At 62.9% G+C, this 17,546-nt stretch carries 14 protein-coding genes and 2 pseudogenes; 9 read left to right on the plus strand and 7 right to left on the minus strand.

Features of this window, described 5'->3' with window-relative positions:
* Positions 1–11 precede the first annotated feature (11 nt).
* Together ACZZ0K_RS20550 and ACZZ0K_RS20555 are read right to left on the minus strand one after the other, a co-directional pair.
* Positions 12–745 (minus strand): annotated as a pseudogene (locus ACZZ0K_RS20550) (ArsR/SmtB family transcription factor).
* A gap of 317 nt (positions 746–1,062) precedes the next feature.
* Positions 1,063–1,992 (minus strand): LysR family transcriptional regulator, encoded by a 930-nt coding sequence (locus ACZZ0K_RS20555; protein WP_016771820.1) that lies wholly within the window; start codon positions 1,990–1,992, stop codon positions 1,063–1,065.
* Positions 1,993–2,110: 118 nt separating this feature from the next.
* Between ACZZ0K_RS20555 and ACZZ0K_RS20560 the strand changes: the two genes are divergently transcribed.
* The 3 genes from ACZZ0K_RS20560 to ACZZ0K_RS20570 all read left to right on the plus strand — a co-directional run bounded on the left by ACZZ0K_RS20560 (position 2,111) and on the right by ACZZ0K_RS20570 (position 3,774).
* Positions 2,111–2,404, plus strand: a complete 294-nt coding sequence (locus ACZZ0K_RS20560) for a putative quinol monooxygenase (RefSeq protein ID WP_125917567.1) — start codon at positions 2,111–2,113, stop codon at positions 2,402–2,404.
* Between the two features lie 32 nt (positions 2,405–2,436).
* On the plus strand, positions 2,437–3,450 hold the full coding sequence (locus tag ACZZ0K_RS20565) for a zinc-binding alcohol dehydrogenase family protein (RefSeq protein WP_256811723.1): 1,014 nt from the start codon (positions 2,437–2,439) through the stop codon (positions 3,448–3,450).
* Between the two features lie 150 nt (positions 3,451–3,600).
* Positions 3,601–3,774, plus strand: a complete 174-nt coding sequence (locus ACZZ0K_RS20570) for a hypothetical protein (protein WP_016771823.1) — start codon at positions 3,601–3,603, stop codon at positions 3,772–3,774.
* A 17-nt stretch (positions 3,775–3,791) separates the two neighbouring features.
* Here the strand turns inward: ACZZ0K_RS20570 and ACZZ0K_RS20575 are convergent, their stop codons facing one another.
* Together ACZZ0K_RS20575 and ACZZ0K_RS20580 are read right to left on the minus strand one after the other, a co-directional pair.
* Entirely contained in the window at positions 3,792–4,988 is a 1,197-nt protein-coding gene (locus ACZZ0K_RS20575) for a multidrug effflux MFS transporter (protein WP_024011460.1), read from the minus strand.
* A 105-nt stretch (positions 4,989–5,093) separates the two neighbouring features.
* Complete coding sequence (locus tag ACZZ0K_RS20580) at positions 5,094–5,273, minus strand: cation transporter (protein ID WP_463559294.1); 180 nt, start codon at positions 5,271–5,273, stop codon at positions 5,094–5,096.
* Between the two features lie 148 nt (positions 5,274–5,421).
* Here ACZZ0K_RS20580 and ACZZ0K_RS20585 point away from each other — a divergent pair, with 148 nt between their 5' ends.
* The 3 genes from ACZZ0K_RS20585 to cueR all read left to right on the plus strand — a co-directional run bounded on the left by ACZZ0K_RS20585 (position 5,422) and on the right by cueR (position 8,784).
* Positions 5,422–5,805, plus strand: coding sequence for a hypothetical protein (locus ACZZ0K_RS20585; protein WP_024011458.1), 384 nt, complete (start codon positions 5,422–5,424; stop codon positions 5,803–5,805).
* Positions 5,806–5,980: 175 nt separating this feature from the next.
* The gene (gene cueA, locus ACZZ0K_RS20590) at positions 5,981–8,374 is read left to right on the plus strand and encodes a copper resistance metal-translocating P1-type ATPase CueA (protein ID WP_463559295.1); all 2,394 of its coding nucleotides are present in this window, start codon (positions 5,981–5,983) and stop codon (positions 8,372–8,374) included.
* Positions 8,371–8,784 (plus strand): Cu(I)-responsive transcriptional regulator, encoded by a 414-nt coding sequence (gene cueR / locus ACZZ0K_RS20595; RefSeq protein WP_016771827.1) that lies wholly within the window; start codon positions 8,371–8,373, stop codon positions 8,782–8,784. Before cueA ends, cueR begins: the two co-directional genes overlap by 4 nt.
* On the opposite strand, the pseudogene ACZZ0K_RS20600 reads toward cueR, so the two are convergent.
* The 3 genes and pseudogenes from ACZZ0K_RS20600 to ACZZ0K_RS20610 form a co-directional block, all read right to left on the minus strand.
* Positions 8,738–9,945, minus strand: a pseudogene (locus ACZZ0K_RS20600) (MFS transporter). The gene cueR and the pseudogene ACZZ0K_RS20600 overlap by 47 nt on opposite strands.
* 556 nt (positions 9,946–10,501) lie before the next feature.
* Entirely contained in the window at positions 10,502–11,398 is an 897-nt protein-coding gene (locus tag ACZZ0K_RS20605; protein ID WP_016771829.1) for a PA4780 family RIO1-like protein kinase, read from the minus strand.
* 430 nt (positions 11,399–11,828) lie between these two features.
* Positions 11,829–13,106, minus strand: a complete 1,278-nt coding sequence (locus ACZZ0K_RS20610; protein WP_252883128.1) for an acetyl-CoA C-acetyltransferase — start codon at positions 13,104–13,106, stop codon at positions 11,829–11,831.
* 237 nt (positions 13,107–13,343) lie between these two features.
* Between ACZZ0K_RS20610 and ACZZ0K_RS20615 the strand changes: the two genes are divergently transcribed.
* The 3 genes from ACZZ0K_RS20615 (at position 13,344) to ACZZ0K_RS20625 (ending at position 17,472) form a co-directional block, all read left to right on the plus strand.
* Positions 13,344–14,696, plus strand: coding sequence for a 3-oxoacyl-ACP reductase (locus ACZZ0K_RS20615; protein ID WP_252879379.1), 1,353 nt, complete (start codon positions 13,344–13,346; stop codon positions 14,694–14,696).
* Positions 14,697–14,698: 2 nt separating this feature from the next.
* A complete protein-coding gene (locus ACZZ0K_RS20620; RefSeq protein WP_252877383.1) occupies positions 14,699–15,553 on the plus strand; it encodes a MaoC family dehydratase in 855 nt (284 codons plus the stop codon).
* 302 nt (positions 15,554–15,855) lie between these two features.
* Positions 15,856–17,472, plus strand: coding sequence for a collagen-like triple helix repeat-containing protein (locus tag ACZZ0K_RS20625; RefSeq protein WP_463559296.1), 1,617 nt, complete (start codon positions 15,856–15,858; stop codon positions 17,470–17,472).
* Positions 17,473–17,546: the final 74 nt, after the last annotated feature.

The following is a 17,546-nucleotide window of genomic DNA, read 5'->3' on the forward strand; positions in this document are numbered from 1 at the left end:
CGAGCAACGCTCTAGAACGCTGTTTCCAGCTCGGTTTCCTTGGCAAAGCGATGGATTTCGCGCTGGCCGGTGGCGGTCAACTGCAAGGCGCGGGAATCGTTGGGCAAAGTCAGCCAGCCGGACTGCATGAACAACTGCAACAGCGCCGCGCCCAGTGAGCCGCCCATGTGCGGACGGCGCTCGCTCCAGTCCGGGCAGGCGCAGGCGACCTGCACGTTGCGGTGGGCCAGGGCCTGGATGAACACTCCGCGCTGCGCCAGTCGGGTGGAGCCCTTGTGCGTCACCACCACCCGCTGCTCAAGCTGTTCGATCCAGCCGGCGTCGAGCAGGCGCTGATACAGGTCGGCCGCCAGGGTGCCGCCCAGATGATCGTCGCAGAACCGCGCGCGCAACAGCGAAGACGGCGCCGCCTGCGGCCTGACCATGGGAGTCGTGCGTTTCAGCGCATCAGGGATTTGCCGTGGCGCGCTGGCAATGGTGGCGCTGGCCAGTGCTTCGATCGCCGCGCCGATTTCCGGTGCCGCCAGGCGAAAGAAGCGTTTGCGCCCACGCATTTCGATGTTCAACAGCCCCCTGCGGACAGGCGTCCCAGATGCGCACTGGCCGACGACGGCGAGAGCCCGGCCAGCAGCGCCAGCTCTTCGGCTTGCCGCGCCGAGCCATCCATCAACGCCCACATCATCGCGCTGCGCTTGGGGTCGGCCAGCAATGTCGCGATCTGGCTGATGCACGGTGCATGTTCCATATGTTCACTCCCTGTTGAATCGTATCGTCTACCGCTCGGAGACATCCTGGCCGGTTATGGGGCATCGGCCAACACGCGAAAATCGCCCGGGATCGGTGGCAAGGGATGCCATCGACACCAGCTGCTCCGGCACACAACCTGGCAGCAGAAGTAGCAACCGTCACCAAAAGCCGGCAACGCGTTACGGGGTCTGCGCGCCGGGTGTCAGTGCAGGCATGAGGCGGGCGCTAGTATAAGCGGGTTAAGCCAGACGTCCTGCGCCTGGGCCTGGGCAGGTGGCGATTGTTCCTGACAGAAATTTCTCTAATTGCCTGCGACTAATGATCAACTTTGAGGAAACCGGGAAATTGGCTACTCAATTCGGCGCATCGGCTGGCGAGCATCTCTCTCAGAAGGTTCACCGGCTTACTCAATTGTGCGCGATGGGCGCACAACAGATTCAGCGGTGCGCGCTCACACAGCAGTTCCGGCATCAGCACTTTGAGGCGTCCGGCGAGCACATCGGCGCCGACGTCGAGCCAGGACTTGTAAGCGATACCGGCACCGGCCAGCGCCCATAGCCGTACTACGTCGGCGTCATCGCTGAAGCGGTCGCCGCTGACGGTCAGGCCGACTTCGCGCTTGCCATCGTGAAAACTCCAGTGGTCGTGGACGCGGCTGCCGAGCATGTACAAAAGGCAGTTGTGCTGGGCCAATTGCTCGAGCTGGCGCGGCTCGCCATGCCGGGCCAGATAATCGGGGGATGCGCACAACACCCGGCGATTGTGTGGGGCGATGGGCAAGGCGATCAGGCTGGAATCTTCCGGCTCGCCGTAGCGCAGGGCGATGTCCACCGGTTGCCGGAACAGGTCGGCGATGCGGTCGCCAAGCAGCAGGCGCACCGTCAGCTTCGGGTGTTCACGCTGGAACGCGTCGAGCCACGGCAGCAGCAGATTGCGGCCGAAGTCCGAGGGCGCCGAAAGCTGCAAAATCCCGCTGACCTGATCCTGTCCGCTGGCGAGCAGGCGACGCCCTTCGTCGAGATTGCTCAGGGCGGCGCGGGCATATTCAAGAAAGCCTTCGCCCTCGGCGGTCAGGCGCAGGCTGCGGGTCGAACGCGCCAGCAGCCGCGCACCGAGTTGCTGCTCGATGCGCTTCAACGCCGCGCTGGCCACCGCCGCGGACATGTCCATCACCCGTGCCGCCGCCGACAGGCTGCCCAGATCCGCCGCGCGAACAAACAACTGCAAGTCATCAAAACGCAGCATGCGCAGCCTCGATTATCAAAAAATATTGAAAGAGACTGCTCTTTTAGCCGGTTTTATCGCGCAGAGAAATAGCCAATGATGGCCTCCATCGAATTCATCCCGATTCTGGAGTCCGCGCATGTCCCAGCCCTTTACCGCTATCGCCACCCTGACCGCCAAACCCGGTCAGCAGGACGTTCTCGAACAGGCGCTGCGCGCCCTCGTCGAACCGAGCCGCGCCGAGCCCGGTTGTGGCCAGTACGACCTGCACCGCGACCTTGCCGATCCGCAGGTTTTTTATGTCATCGAACAGTGGGCCAGTGACGAGATTCTTGAGGCGCACAACGCCAGCGCGCATTTTCAGAAGTTTCAGGCCAGCGCCGGCCACACCATCGAACACTTCCAGCTCAAACGCCTCGGCAAGATTGCCTGAATCCTTCTTCTATCAACTGTACGGAGCCATTTATGAAAGCCATTGCCTATTACGCTTCCCTGCCGATCAGCGACGCCAAGTCCCTGCAGGACATTGAACTGCCAGAGCCGGTCGCCGGCCCGCGCGACCTCTTGGTGGAGGTCAAAGCCATTTCGGTCAACCCGGTCGACACCAAAGTGCGGCAGAACATGGCGCCGGAAAACGGCGCGGCGAAAGTGCTGGGCTGGGACGTTGCCGGTGTGGTCAAGGCGGTCGGCAGCGAAGTCACCCTGTTCAAGGCCGGTGACAAGGTGTTCTACGCCGGTTCGATCGCCCGGGCCGGTGGCAACAGCGAGTTGCACGTGGTCGATGAGCGCATCGTCGGTCACATGCCCAAGTCCCTCGGTTTCGCCGAAGCCGCCGCGCTACCGCTGACCGCCATCACTGCGTGGGAATTGCTCTTCGAGCGCCTGCAAATCAGCGAGGGCAGCAATGATGAGGGTCAGAGCCTGCTGATCGTTGGCGCGGCGGGCGGAGTGGGCTCGATCCTTACCCAATTGGCCAAGCAGTTGACCGGCCTGAAAGTGATCGGCACCGCTTCCCGCCCACAGACCCGTGACTGGGTCAGCGAACTCGGTGCCGATCTGGTCATCGATCACAGCCAGCCACTGAGCGAAGAATTGAAGCGCGCCGGCATCGCCAGCGTGACCCACGTCGCCAGCCTGACCCAGACCGATCAGCATCTGGCGCAACTGGTCGAAGCCCTCGCGCCGCAAGGCAAGCTGGCGCTGATCGACGATCCGAAGTCCCTCGACATCAGCCTGCTCAAGCGCAAGAGCCTGTCGCTGCACTGGGAGTTCATGTACACCCGCTCGCTGTTCGAAACGCCGGACATGATCGAACAGCACAAGCTGCTCAACCGCGTCGCCGAACTGATCGACGCCGGCACTTTGAAGACAACTTTGGGCGAGCACTTCGGCGTGATCAATGCAGCCAACCTGCGACGCGCCCATGAGCTGCTGGAAAGCGGCAAGGCCAAGGGGAAAATTGTTTTAGAAGGTTTCTAAAAAATAAAGCCTCGCAACCGCTCGTGATGCCAGAGCGGTTGCGGGGCTTTTGCCGTCAGTCGGTTGCTTGACCCTTGTCACAATTACGCGGGTATCGAGGTCTACAATCGAAGCCTCTGCGATACATCTTTTACGCAAGGGAGGTCAGCAATGAAGATCCTGATAAAAGAAGTGGCAAAGTCTCAATGGCAGGTGCGCCTGGACCAGCACGTCGTAACCTTTCGCAGTGAAGCCGAGGCTCTGGCCTTCACTCGCACCCTCGAAGCGCGACTCTGCGCGCCCCACCGAATCCCCGAACCCAGCCAGCAGCGCGCCGCCGGCTGAGCTCCAAAGTCGAGCGTTCAGACCTGGGCTTGCGCCAACGCCCGGGCATTCTGCAAACGCCGGGTGAGCAGCGCGACGCTCACCACCAGCAAACCGCACAGGCTGATGACCATCGCCATCGGCACGGCGCTGCCATCGTGCAACACCCCCACCAACGCGGCGGCACCGGCGGCGATGCTGAATTGCAGGCAACCGAGCATTGCCGATGCACTGCCGGCACGGGCGCCCTGACCGTTCATTGCGCAAGCTGAGGCGTTGGGAATGATGCAGCCGAGGCTGGCAATGCAGATGAACAGCGGAATCAGCAACGGCCACAACGCCTCTGGACGCATCGCGCTGACCGCCAACAGCGTCAGCCCGGCGAGGAAATACACCCACACCGCGCGCACCAGCAAGAACGCCGGGCCACGCTTGGCCAGCAGACGCGCATTGACCTGCGCCACCAGAATGAACCCCGCCGCGTTGGTGCCGAACAGCCAGCCAAAATGCTCGGCGGGTACACCGTAGAGCTTGATGAACACAAACGGTGAGCCAGCGATGTAGGCGAACATGCCGGCGATCGCGATGCCGCCGGTCAGGGCGTGGCCGAGGTAGACCGAATCCTTGACCAGTCGCGCGTACTGGCGCAACGCACCGGACAACGGCTGGCGCGGCACGTGGGCCGGCATGCTTTCCGGCAGCCCCAACGCCACCGCCAGACCCGCCGCCGCACTGAACCCGGTGAGCACCAGAAAGATCGACTGCCAACCCGTGGTATTGACCAGCAGCCCACCGAGCATCGGCGCCAGAATCGGCGCCAGGCCCATCACCAGCATCAATTGGGAAAACACCTTCGCCGAGCCCACCGCGTCGCACTTGTCGGCAACCACCGCGCGGGAAATCACCATCCCCGCACAGCCACCGAGTGCCTGGACGAAACGCGCGCCGATCAGCCATTCCAGGCTCGGCGCGTAGGCGCAGGCCAATGACGCCAGAGTGAACAGAGCAACGCCGCTGAGCAGCGGAAGTCGCCGGCCGAAACGATCGGAAATCGGTCCGTAAGCCAGTTGGCCCAGCGACAGACCGAGGAAGTACGCCGCCAGCGTCAGCTGGACATGCTGCTCATCGGTGCCGAACGCCAGCGCCATGGCCGGGAAGGCAGGCAAATAGAAGTCGATCGCCAAAGGACCGAAGGCGCTCAAGGCGCCGAGTATCAAAATCGTGCGGAAATTCATCAGGCATCCAGGTGGGCAAGTCGCAGCCCGACAGTCTAGCCGCGCCCGGACGCCTTGAACATTCCGATAGCTCGCTAACGATCAATTTCAGACGAGCTTCACCTCTTAACCCTCTTCGCGGATCGCTTCGATGACCTGATCGGCACTCAGCGCACTTTCGACGCCGACTTCCTTGGCCGCCAGATCGACGCGCACGCTGGCTGCCGGATCCAGCGCCTGCACCGCAGAAGTAATGGCTTTGACGCAATGACCGCAGGACATGCCTTGAACGTTGAACACTTGCATGGGAAGACTCCTTTGAGTGAGGTTGCCGGCAGTCTCGAGCTTGCCACGATGGCAAGGTCAAGTTCTGCGAAAAACTGCCGGGCTGGCATTCGGCGCCGCGCTCGGCCAAGCTGCATGCATCAATGACTGGAATTCAGGAGATTCAGCCATGCGCTGGTCAGCTTTGGGCCTGTTTGGCTTGCTCAGCCTTTTCGCCGCCGTCCCGCAGGTGCAAGCCGCCGGCGAGGATTACGCGGTACTGATCATTTCCCGCGAGCGCCTCGAAGTGGCGACCTCGTGCGAGATCGGCGTGTACATCCAGGATCAGCTCTCGGCGCGCCTGTTCCAGGAGCAGAGCACGTCGTTCAACTTGCCGCCGGGCAAGGTTTCGCTGCGCTTGAAACTGCTGCCGGGCCAGGCGCCGGGTTGTAATCCCGGGATGCTCGCACCGGGCTCGCAGGAAGTCGTGCTGCATGCCGGGGATGTGCTGAAGTTCCGCCTGGCGATGAATGCCGAAGGCGTGTACCTCAAGCCGGCTGGCCTCGGTTATTGAGCAACCGCCTCGACCTGTGGGAGCGAGCCTGCTCGCGAAAGCGCCGGGTCAGCCAACATGATTGCTGAATGATGCACCGCATTCGCGAGCAGGCTCGCTCCCACAAGAATGGTGCTTGACCTTGCCCGCATGGCAAGGTTGATCCTGTAGACATCCACTACAGGGAGCGCGACCGATGTCCGAATCCACCACTTTCGATCTGCCGATTGCCGGCATGACCTGTGCCAGTTGCGCCGGGCGTGTCGAGCGGGCGCTGCGCAAGGTCAGCGGCGCCAGTGCCGTCAGTGTCAACCTCGCCACCGAACAGGCCCGGGTGCAGGCGCCCGGCGACAGCCTGCCGGCGCTGATGCAAGCCGTGGAGCGCGCCGGTTACAGCGTGCCCCGGCAAACCGTCGAATTGAGCATCGACGGCATGACCTGCGCGTCCTGCGTCGGTCGCGTCGAACGTGCCCTGAGCAAAGTCCCAAGCGTGAGCAGCGTCAGCGTCAATCTGGCCAACGAACGTGCGCACATCGAATTACTCGGCCAGGTCGATACGCAAACCCTGCTCGACGCGGTGAGCAAGGCCGGTTACTCGGCCAGCGTCTGGCAAGCTGAACGGCCACAGTCCGATGACCAGCAAAAACGCCTGCATCGCGAGCGCTGGGCATTGATCTGCGCGATCGCCCTCGCTCTGCCGCTGGTGTTGCCGATGTTGCTGCAGCCGTTCGGCATTCATTGGATGCTCCCGGCCTGGGCGCAATTCGCCCTCGCCACACCGGTGCAATTCATCTTCGGCGCACGCTTTTATGTTGCGGCGTGGAAAGCCGTGCGCGCCGGTGCCGGCAACATGGACCTGCTCGTCGCCCTCGGCACCAGCGCCGGTTATGGCCTGAGTGTCTATGAATGGGCCAGCGCCGCCGGACGCATGCCGCATCTGTATTTCGAGGCCTCGGCGGTGGTCATCGCTTTGGTGTTGCTCGGCAAATATCTCGAAAGCCGCGCCAAACGCCAGACCGCCAGCGCCATCCGCGCTCTTGAAGCGTTGCGGCCGGAGCGGGCGATTCAAGTCATCGACGGGCGTGAGCAGGACGTTGCGATCAGCGCCCTGCGCCTCGACGATCTGGTGCTGGTCAAACCCGGCGAACGCTTCCCGGTGGATGGCGAAGTCGTTGAAGGCCAGAGCCACGCCGACGAAGCGCTGATCAGTGGCGAAAGCCTGCCAGTGCCGAAACAGCCGGGCGACAAGGTCACCGGCGGCGCGATCAATGGCGAAGGTCGTTTGCTGGTGCGCACCCAGGCGCTCGGCGCGGAAACCGTGCTGGCGCGGATCATTCGTCTGGTCGAAGACGCGCAAGCGGCGAAAGCGCCGATCCAGAAACTGGTGGACAAGGTCAGCCAGATCTTCGTGCCGACCGTGTTGCTGATCGCCCTGGCTACGCTGATCGGCTGGTGGCTGTACGGCGCACCGCTGGAAACCGCGGTGATCAATGCCGTCGCCGTGCTGGTCATTGCCTGCCCGTGCGCCCTCGGCCTCGCCACCCCGACGGCGATCATGGCCGGCACCGGCGTCGCCGCACGCCACGGCATTCTGATCAAGGACGCCGAAGCGCTGGAGCGCGCCCATGAAGTCAGCAGTGTGGTGTTCGACAAGACCGGCACGCTGACCTCGGGTACGCCGCGTATCGCGCACTTCAGCGCGGTCGATGGCGACGAAAACAATCTGCTGACACTGGCCGGTGCCTTGCAGCGCGGCAGCGAGCATCCGTTGGCCAAAGCGGTGCTGGATGCCGCCGCCGAACGCAGCTTGAACGTGCCCGACGTCAGCGACAGCCAGTCGCTGACCGGACGCGGCATTGCCGGCACGCTGGATGGCCGGCGCCTGGCGCTGGGCAACCGGCGGATGCTCGACGAAAGCGCCTTGAATGCCGGTGAATTGAGCACATCCGCCGAAGCGTGGGAACGCGAAGGTCGGACACTGTCGTGGCTGATCGAACAAAGTCCTGAGCCGAAGGTGCTGGGCCTGTTCGCCTTCGGTGACACGCTGAAACCCGGCGCACTGCAAGCGGTGCAACAACTCGCCGCGCGGGATATCCAGAGTCACCTGCTGACCGGCGACAATCGCGGCAGCGCACGGGTGGTGGCCGAGGCCTTGGGCATCCGCAATGTTCACGCCGAAGTGCTGCCTGCCGACAAAGCCGCGACGGTGGCCGAGCTGAAGAAAACCGGCGTGGTCGCCATGGTCGGCGACGGTATCAACGATGCCCCGGCCCTCGCCGCCGCAGACATCGGCATCGCCATGGGCGGCGGCACCGACGTCGCCATGCACGCGGCCGGCATCACGTTGATGCGCGGCGATCCGCGACTGGTGCCGGCAGCGCTGGAGATCAGTCGCAAGACCTATGCGAAGATTCGCCAGAACCTGTTCTGGGCCTTTGTCTACAACCTGATCGGCATTCCGCTGGCGGTGTTCGGCTTCCTCAATCCGGTGCTGGCCGGCGCGGCGATGGCGCTGTCGAGCGTCAGCGTGGTGAGCAATGCGCTACTGTTGAAAACCTGGAAACCCAAGGACCTGGAGGAACACCGATGAACATCGGCCAAGCGGCCCGACAAAGTGGCCTGAGTGCAAAAATGATTCGTTACTACGAGTCGATCGGTTTGCTCAAAGCGGCCAATCGCACCGACAGCGGCTACCGCGTGTACGGCAGCGATGACCTGCACACGCTGGCGTTCATCAAGCGCTCGCGGGATCTGGGCTTTTCCCTGGAGGAGGTCGGCAAGCTGCTGACCCTCTGGCAGGATCGCCAGCGTGCCAGCGCCGATGTGAAAGCACTGGCGCGCCAGCACATCGACGAGCTGAACCAGAAGATCCGCGAGCTCGGCGAGTTGCGCGACACCCTGCAGGACCTGGTCGAGCATTGCAGCGGCGACCATCGCCCGGACTGCCCGATTCTCAAGGAACTGGCGTCGGGCTGCTGCGCGCAACCCGCCCGCGCCTGATCCGCAACAGCGTCACCACGCACAACGTACCCAGGGGAATGCCGTGGAACAGCATGACCACGGCCCCCGGCGTCCACCACGCATAGAACGGCGCAGCGACCAGCATGCCGATACCGAAACCGCTCATCTGCAGCAAGGTCAGCACGCTGAAAATCGGCAGGCGTAACGCCGCAGGTTCCCGTTGCAAACGTGACATCAGGCTGACTTCGGAAACCCCGTCGCCAAGCCCCGCCGGCAAGGCGAACAGCAGCAGACCGTAGAGGCTGTGCTGCTGGAACATCAGAATGAAACCGCACGACATCAGCGCCACGCCGCAGAAAAATCTTCTTTCGAGGTGGCTGTTCTCCGAGCCCTTGAGGTGACTGGCGATGCGTGCGCCGAGCAGTTTGCCGCTGGCCCATACCGCAAGCGCCAGGCCCAAGGTCGTACTCGCCGCCTCCGGCGTGAGCAGTTTCGAAATGATCGGGAAGCCGACGTTATGCGCAGCGCTGCCCAAGGTGTCGGCCATGGTCACCGCGAGCATGGCCGCGACCACTGGCGCCGAACGCAGGCCCTGCCGTAGCGCAAACCATTCACCGCGCTCCGGCTGTTCGATGACATCGTTTTTTCGAAACGCAGCGGCACGATCAGCAGCGCCGCGAGCAAATAGGTCAGCGCGTTTAGGGCGAAGACCGTTTCAAAACCGAAAGCAGCCACCAGCAACCCCGACACCAGACTGCCGCCGACCATGGCGGCTGAAGAGGCTGAGGCGATCCAGGCATTGGCCTTGAGCAGCTGCGCCGGCGCGATCAAACGCGGCAACTGGCTGTTGAGGCCGATGGCGAACATCGAATTGCCCAGGCCGAGGCCGAAGGCAATCAACGGCAACAGCCACGCCTGCTGACTCGCCGGTGTGATCAACAGCAGCCCCAGCAGCGCCGCACGCAACAGATCGAAAGCAATCAGCGGCGCGCGGCCCTGCCAGCGTCGGTAGAAGCGTGTGCCGATCAGGCTGGCAAAAATTCCGCCACCGACGCGGCTGGCAAGGAAAATCCCGACGCTCATGGCGCTGTTGCTTAACAGGTAAACGTAGGTGGACAGCGCGACCATGTTGAGGAAGGCGCCGAAATCGGAGATCAGCCGGGCGGTTACGATCAGGTGGGTGTTGCGTGGGGTGGTCACATTCAGTCCTTGAGTGTGGTTGGAGCGCTGGACAGTAGACGCGAATAAGCCAGGATCCGAAAGCCCCCTCACCCTAGCCCTCTCCCAAAGGGAGAGGGGACCGATTGGGGGATATTTGGGAAATACACCGACCTGAACGTTTTCCGTTGAATCCATAATCGACTCGGTTTTTTCAGGTCGATGTATGGCTAAAGACACCTCGGTCGGCCCCTCTCCCTCCGGGAGAGGGACCGATTGGGGGATATTTGGGAAATACACCGACCTGAACGTTTTTCTTTGAATCCATAATCGACTCGGTTTTTTCAGGTCGATGTATGGCTAAAGACACCTCGGTCGGCCCCTCTCCCTCCGGGAGAGGGACCGATTGGGGGATATTTGGGAAATACACCGACCTGAACGTTTTCCGTTGAATCCATGATCGACTCGGTTTTTTCAGGTCGATGTATGGCTAAAGACACCTCGGTCGGCCCCCTCTCCCTCCGGGAGAGGGCTGGGGTGAGGGTGCTTTTTGACTCAAACAAAAAACCCGGCCGAAGCCGGGTTTTTCATCACGCGATCACTGCATCCACGGCGGTGGAGGCGGTTCTTCGGGTTTGCCTTTCGGCGCGTCGTCCGCCGCGCGAATGGCCTGCTTGCGTTCCTCGTCGAGGCGCGCCGCTTCGATTTCGCGCAGCACCCCGCCGACATCCGCCAGGTCCTCCGGATCGTCGAACTCGCCGGTCAGCACACTGTTCGGGTGCAAGGTGCCGGCTTCGTACAACGCCCACATTTCCTTGGCATATTTGGTCTTCTTCAATTCCGGCGCGAAGCGACCGAAGTACGAAGCCATGTTGCCAACGTCACGCTCTAGCATGCTGAACGCGTGGTTGTTGCCCGCAGCGTCGACTGCCTGGGGCAGGTCAATAATCACCGGACCGGTCGGGGTCAGCAGCACGTTGAACTCGGAGAGGTCACCGTGCACCAGACCGGTACACAACATCAGCACGATCTGCGAAATCAGGAACGCGTGATACTCGCGCGCCTGATCAGGCTCCAGCACCACATCGTTCAGACGCGGCGCAGCGTCGCCGAATTCGTCAGCCACCAGTTCCATCAACAGCACGCCGTCGAGGAAGTCATAGGGTTTGGGCACTCGCACGCCGGCGCCGGCCAGACGGAACAGCGCCGCCACTTCGGCGTTCTGCCAGGCGTCTTCGGTCTCTTTGCGACCGAACTTGGACCCCTTCGCCATGGCCCGCGCCTGACGACTGTTACGAACCTTGCGGCCTTCCTGATACTCGGCCGCCTGGCGGAAACTGCGTTTATTCGCCTCCTTGTAGACCTTGGCGCAACGTAACTGATTGCCGCAGCGCACTACATAAACAGCTGCCTCTTTGCCACTCATCAGTGGACGCAGCACTTCGTCGACCAGACCGTCCTCGATCAGGGGTTCAATGCGTTTTGGAGTCTTCATCAGCTTTTATTGTGGGTCCTTTATTACCAAACACGCGAATGTCACTCGTTATACGGCAATCCTCGCCCGACGGGGAGGGGTTGCCGACCTGTGAACCTTGAGGATGCACACACTGTGCCGGATCAATCGCAGCGACCCGGGCGAATCATAGCCGAGACCGTGGCATTGATTGGTATCGGTCGGCAAGGGCATTTGCGACAGAATCTGACATGGTCGGTGAACTTCAGTTGCCCTCACCCCAGCCCTTTCCCAGAGGGAGAGGGGGCCGACCGAGGTGTCTCCCGTAATACATCGACCTGACAGACCGCAGCGCTTCTGGTTTGAATCGCATCTCTGGATTCGGTGAAGGGCGCTCAGGTCGGCGTCGATTTCAAGCATCCCCCGATCAGTCCCCTCTCCCTTTGGGAGAGGGTTAGGGTGAGGGGCTTTTTCAGCGTTCAATGATCGCGGTGACACCCTGCCCGCCCGCCGCACAGATCGAAATCAACCCTCGCCCCTTGCCCGCCGCATCCAGCAGCTTGGCCAAATTCGCGACAATGCGCCCGCCCGTTGCGGCGAACGGATGCCCCGCCGCCAGCGAACTGCCTTTTACATTGAGCCGACTGCGATCAATCGAACCCAGCGGTGCCTCGAGCCCCAGGCGGGTTTTGCAATATTCGGGATCTTCCCAGGCCTTGAGCGTGCACAGCACTTGCGCGGCGAAGGCTTCGTGAATTTCGTAGTAATCAAAATCCTGCAAGGTCAGGCCGTTGCGCGCCAGCAAGCGTGGCACGGCATACACCGGCGCCATCAGCAGGCCCTCGGCACCGTTGACGAAATCCACTGCCGCCGCTTCGCCGTCGCGCAGATAAGCAAGGATCGGCAAGCCGCGCTCTCTGGCCCATTCTTCACTGCCGAGCAACACCACCGAAGCGCCATCGGTGAGCGGCGTGGAATTGCCCGCCGTCAGCGTGCCCTTGGCGCTTTTCTCGAAGGCCGGTTTCAGCGCGGCGAGTTTTTCCAGGGTCAGGTCCGGGCGCAGATTGTTATCGCGGGTCAGGCCGAGGAAAGGCGTCATCAGATCGTTGTGCCAGCCTTCGCTGTAGGACGCGGCGAGTTTGTGGTGGCTTTCGAGGGCCAGTTGATCCTGTTCTTCGCGGGGAATATTCCAGGTCTGCGCCATCAGTTCGCAGTGCTCGCCCATCGACAGGCCAGTGCGTGGCTCGCCGTTGCGCGGGAATTCGGGGATCAGGTGCTGGGGGCGCAACTGCAAAAGGGTTTTCAGTTTGTCGCCGGTACTCTTGGCGCGGTTGGCCTGCAGAAGAATCCTGCGCAGGCCTTCGCTGACGCTGATCGGCGCGTCGGAGGTGGTGTCGACGCCGCCGGCAATGCCGCAGTCGATCTGGCCGAGGGCGATCTTGTTCGCCACCAGCAACGCCGCCTCCAGACCGGTGCCGCAGGCTTGCTGAATGTCATAGGCCGGTGTCGTCGGAGACAAGCGCGAGCCGAGCACGCATTCGCGGGTCAGGTTCATATCCCGTGACAATTTAAGCACCGCGCCTGCCACCACCTCGCCAATGCGCTGGCCGTGCAGGTTGTAGCGCTCGATCAGGCCTTCCAGCGCGGCGGTGAGCATCGCCTGATTGCTGGCCGTGGCGTACGGCCCGTTGGAGCGGGCGAAAGGGATGCGGTTACCGCCGATGATCGCGACGCGGCGCAGCTGGGTCATGGATAACTCCTGTGGAATTTGCGGATTCACATGGAAACCTGTGGGAGCTGGCTTGCCAGCGATGGGGGCGGCACTCCCAACCCTTCAGCGGCTGACACTCCGCCATCGCGGGCAAGCCCGCTCCCACAGGGTCAGTGGTCTACTCTGCTAAACCAGCGTAGGCCTTATTGCGCCGATCGAACGATTGATTGCCGTAGACAGTCCACACTTTGAACCCCAACTTCTGGAGAGCGTTCCATGTCTGACCGCTATATCGACTTCGCCAACTCATCCTTCGGCCATCGTCTGGTCGGGGCCTTGGGCCTGCCGTCGCCGGTGCGGCTGGAACGCTGGCAGGCGGGGCGTCTGCGGCCGATCGAGGGCGCCCTGTTGATCGGTGGCGGGCCGCTGGCCGAACGGATCAGCGTGTTTGCCAATCGCTTGACCGACGCGATCTACAGCTACGGCACCGAGCCCTCGCTGGCCACTGCATGGATCCCCGGCCACGGGCCGAAACTCAAAGCGGTGGTGTTCGACGCCAGCGCTCTGCAACACACCGACCAGCTCAAGCAGTTGCGCGAGTTCTTTCAGCCATTGATGAAGAACCTCGACCATAGCGCGCACCTGGTGATTCTCGGCCGCGCGCCGGAAACCTTGGGTGATCCGTTCGCCTCCAGCGCACAGCGAGCACTTGAAGGCTTCTCGCGCTCGCTGGCCAAAGAGCTGCGCGGCGGTGGCACCTTGCAGTTGATCTACGTCGGCGAAGGTGCCGAGGATCAATTGGAAGGCCCACTGCGATTTTTCCTCTCGCCGAAAAGTGCATTCGTTTCCGGCCAGGTGATTCGCCTGACCGCGTGCGCCACGCCAGTGACCGACTGGACCCGACCGCTGGCCGGGCGCAAGGCGCTGGTCACCGGTGCTGCGCGCGGCATCGGCGCGTCGATTGCCGAAACCCTGGCCCGTGATGGCGCTGAGGTGATCCTCCTCGACGTACCGCCGGCCAAGACCGACCTCGAGGCCCTCGCCGCGCGCCTCGGCGGCCGTGCGATTACCCTCGATATCTGCGCCGATGACGCCGCCGCGCACTTGATCGAACAGCTGCCCGACGGGCTCGACATCCTCGTGCACAACGCCGGCATCACCCGCGACAAAACCTTGGCCAACATGACCCCGGAATTCTGGGACGCGGTGCTGGCCGTCAATCTCAACGCGCCGCAAGTGCTGACCAAGGCGCTGCTCGACAGCGGCACCCTGCGCGACAACGCACGGGTGGTCCTGCTCGCCTCGATCAGCGGCATCGCCGGCAATCGCGGGCAGACCAACTACGCAGCGAGCAAGGCTGGCCTGATCGGTCTGGCCCAGGCATGGGCGCCAACGCTGCTGGAACGCGGCATCAGCATCAACGCCGTAGCCCCCGGTTTTATCGAAACCCAGATGACCGCGCACATTCCGTTCGGCCTGCGCGAGGCCGGGCGGCGCATGAGTTCGCTGGGCCAGGGTGGCTTGCCGCAGGACGTCGCCGAAGCCGTGGCGTGGCTGGCGCAACCGGGCACGGGCGCGTTCACCGGGCAGGCGCTGCGGGTCTGTGGGCAAAGTGTTCTGGGGGCATAAAGATGAGCATCGAATGGCACACGCTGGATCGCGAACCGAGTCTGCCCGCGCTGTACTCGCGGGCGGCGACGCGACGCAAAATCACCGGTACGCAACTGCCCGACAGCGGCCTGCGTTGCTGGGTTGATATCGACGGCAAGCGGCTGGCGGCTTATCGCAAGGTCTGCGGTTTCGTCGATGACGGCCTGCTGCCGCCGACCTATCCACACATCCTCGCCTTTGCCTTGCAGATGCAATTGCTCACGGCCAGGGATTTTCCCTTCCCGCTGCTGGGGCTGATTCACCTGAGCAACCGCATCCGCGTGTTGCGGCCAATGGGCGCGATCAGTCGCGCGCAAGTCAGCGTGCGCGTGCACAACCTGCAACCACATGCCAAGGGCGCGACGTTCGATCTGTTGACCACCCTCGACGATCAGCTCGGGCCGCTGTGGGAAGCCGAAAGCCGGATGCTCTGTCGCGGGGTGAAACTCGAGGGCGAGGCGCTGGCACAGGACTGGCAGCCGTCGCAGGATTTGCTTGAGGTGACGCGTTGGACTGCGCCGGCCGATATCGGTCGCCAGTATGCGAAAGTCTCCGGCGACTACAACCCGATTCACCTGAGTGCAGCGAGCGCCAAGCTGTTCGGTTTTCCCACCGCGATCGCCCACGGACTGTGGAACAAGGCGCGGACACTGGCGGCACTCTCCGATCACCTGCCCAAAGCCAACCTGGAAATCGCCGTGCACTTTCGCAAACCGGTGCGCCTGCCCAGTGAAGTGACATTGCTGGCCAGTGCCGCGGGATCCAGCGGTGAGTTGCGTCTGATCGGTGCCGGCGACCTGGAACATATGGTCGGTCAGTGGCAACCGATCGCCTGATCTGGCGGGGCGGAAAAACCCGTTAATTGTGTATATATCACTTAAGTTTTTCCGCGCCCTGCCCGCCGCTTTGCAAAAAACCGAGCCTTGAATTTCAAGGCTTTTTTTGCCCGTTTATTACCGGGGTATTAGTCCTTCGGCATAGCGCCGGACCCTTTATATAAAGGGGTTAATACCAACTTGAGAATGGTGAAAAACCTGGCGTCGACTGAGATTACAGCCACGGACGAGGCATCGCCGACGACAGATCGGCGAGCCATCGAAGGCAACGTAACGTTGTAACAGGTGCAGGAATCTCAATCATGAAAACTCAAGTGATGTGGTCCAAATCGGCAATCGCGCTGGCACTGATTCTTTCGGTCGGCCTCGTCGGCTGCAGCAGCGGCGGTGGCGGCCATCGCAGCAGTTCGGGCAGCTCGACGGCGGACGGCACGGCGGGCACCGATGGCAGCGGTGGCGCGGGCGGCGGAACCGGCGGCGATACTGCCGGCACTGGTGGCACAGGTGGCACAGGTGGCACCGGCGGCGATACCGCAGGCACTGGTGGAACCGGTGGCACTGGCGGTACTGGCGGAACCGGCGGCGGCACCGATCCGACCAATCCAACCAATCCGACAGACCCGACCGATCCCACCAACCCGACCAATCCCGCTGCACCTTCGCTGGTGACCACAACACTTGTTCAGGATGTCGGCAAAACCGTCAGCGGTGTCGGCGATGGCGTCGGCCAGATCGGCGATTCGCTGAGCACTGTTCCGGTCGCTGGCGGCATCGTGCAAAGCGTGGCCAACACCACTGGCAACGTGGTCAGCACCTTGGGCGATGGCGTCACTGATGGCATCGGCAAACTGGCCACTGCCCCCAATGGCCTGACCACCACCGTGGCCTCGGTTGGCGGCGTGGTTTCCGATGTTGGCGACGGCGTGTCGGACCTCAGCGTCAAACTCAACACCGCGACCCGCAGCGTTCCTGTCGTTGGCGGTGTAGTCACCCGCGTGGCGCCGCTGGTCGATGGCATCGGCGAAAAAGTCACCATGCTTGGCGACACCCTCAACACCTCACTGACAAGCGGCCCGACCAGCCAGTTGACCGACAAGGTCGGCAGCGGCCTGGTGCCGGTGATCGCCATGGTCGAAAGCACCACCGACAAACTCGGCGATGCCACCGGTCTGGGTGATCCGCTCAAAGGGGTGATCTCGAAAGTGGGCGGCACGGTGAACAGTCTTGGCGGCAAAGTTACCGACGCAGGCAGTGGCAATGCCCTGACCAACACCCTCGGCGGCGCCCTGAGCAACACCGGCACGGCGGTCGGCAAAGCGGGTGGTCTGGTGTCCAATGGCACTGGCTCGGGTACTGGCGGCATCGGTGGCATCGGTGGCGGGCTGGGCGGCACCGGTCTGCTGCAAACTGTCGGTGGTGCGGTGGTCAACGTCGGCAGCGGTCTGAATGCCGGCAGCACCAGCGGCGTGGTCAGTGCCGGCGGCGTCAGCGCTGGCGGGCTGGGCAACACGATTGCTTCGATCAACACCGTACTCGGTGGTTCGGGCACACCGATTACTGCATCCACCTCGCCGCTGGCCAGCGTCGGCGCCGCTGTCGGTGCGGGACTCAATCCGGTCACCAGCGCGGTCACCACTGTCACTCAACAGGTCGGCGCCGCTACCGGTCTCGGCACTCCGGTCGCTGGTCTTACAAATCAGGTGGGCGCCGCAGTCGGCAATCTCGGCGGAGCGATTGCCGCCACCAACAACCCGGTCACCACTGCTGTCGGCGGTCTGGTTACCAACGTCGGCGGCACCGTGGCAGCGGTCGGTGGTCTGGTCAACAGCGGCACTGCCACTGGTGGCGGCACGGCAACCGGTGGTCTGGGCGGGGTACTCGGTGGCCTGACCGGCGCGTTGAGCGGCACTCAACGCTGAATTGCACCTGGCCGATTCGACGGCCTTACCTACAGCGCCTACGCTTGGTTGAGGGCGGAAGATTCCCACGAGTC

The organism is Pseudomonas sp. AC255, assembly GCF_979258175.1.

Bases quoted from the DNA above. Each gene is read 5' to 3' on its own strand.
- ACZZ0K_RS20555 (WP_016771820.1), bottom strand. From the start codon at position 1,992: ATGCTGCGTTTTGATGACTTGCAGTTGTTTGTTCGCGCGGCGGATCTG.
- ACZZ0K_RS20560 (WP_125917567.1), top strand. From the start codon at position 2,111: ATGTCCCAGCCCTTTACCGCTATCGCCACCCTGACCGCCAAACCCGGT.
- ACZZ0K_RS20565 (WP_256811723.1), top strand. From the start codon at position 2,437: ATGAAAGCCATTGCCTATTACGCTTCCCTGCCGATCAGCGACGCCAAG.
- ACZZ0K_RS20570 (WP_016771823.1), top strand. From the start codon at position 3,601: ATGAAGATCCTGATAAAAGAAGTGGCAAAGTCTCAATGGCAGGTGCGC.
- ACZZ0K_RS20575 (WP_024011460.1), bottom strand. From the start codon at position 4,988: ATGAATTTCCGCACGATTTTGATACTCGGCGCCTTGAGCGCCTTCGGT.
- ACZZ0K_RS20580 (WP_463559294.1), bottom strand. From the start codon at position 5,273: ATGCAAGTGTTCAACGTTCAAGGCATGTCCTGCGGTCATTGCGTCAAA.
- ACZZ0K_RS20585 (WP_024011458.1), top strand. From the start codon at position 5,422: ATGCGCTGGTCAGCTTTGGGCCTGTTTGGCTTGCTCAGCCTTTTCGCC.
- cueA (WP_463559295.1), top strand. From the start codon at position 5,981: ATGTCCGAATCCACCACTTTCGATCTGCCGATTGCCGGCATGACCTGT.
- cueR (WP_016771827.1), top strand. From the start codon at position 8,371: ATGAACATCGGCCAAGCGGCCCGACAAAGTGGCCTGAGTGCAAAAATG.
- ACZZ0K_RS20605 (WP_016771829.1), bottom strand. From the start codon at position 11,398: ATGAAGACTCCAAAACGCATTGAACCCCTGATCGAGGACGGTCTGGTC.
- ACZZ0K_RS20610 (WP_252883128.1), bottom strand. From the start codon at position 13,106: ATGACCCAGCTGCGCCGCGTCGCGATCATCGGCGGTAACCGCATCCCT.
- ACZZ0K_RS20615 (WP_252879379.1), top strand. From the start codon at position 13,344: ATGTCTGACCGCTATATCGACTTCGCCAACTCATCCTTCGGCCATCGT.
- ACZZ0K_RS20620 (WP_252877383.1), top strand. From the start codon at position 14,699: ATGAGCATCGAATGGCACACGCTGGATCGCGAACCGAGTCTGCCCGCG.
- ACZZ0K_RS20625 (WP_463559296.1), top strand. From the start codon at position 15,856: ATGAAAACTCAAGTGATGTGGTCCAAATCGGCAATCGCGCTGGCACTG.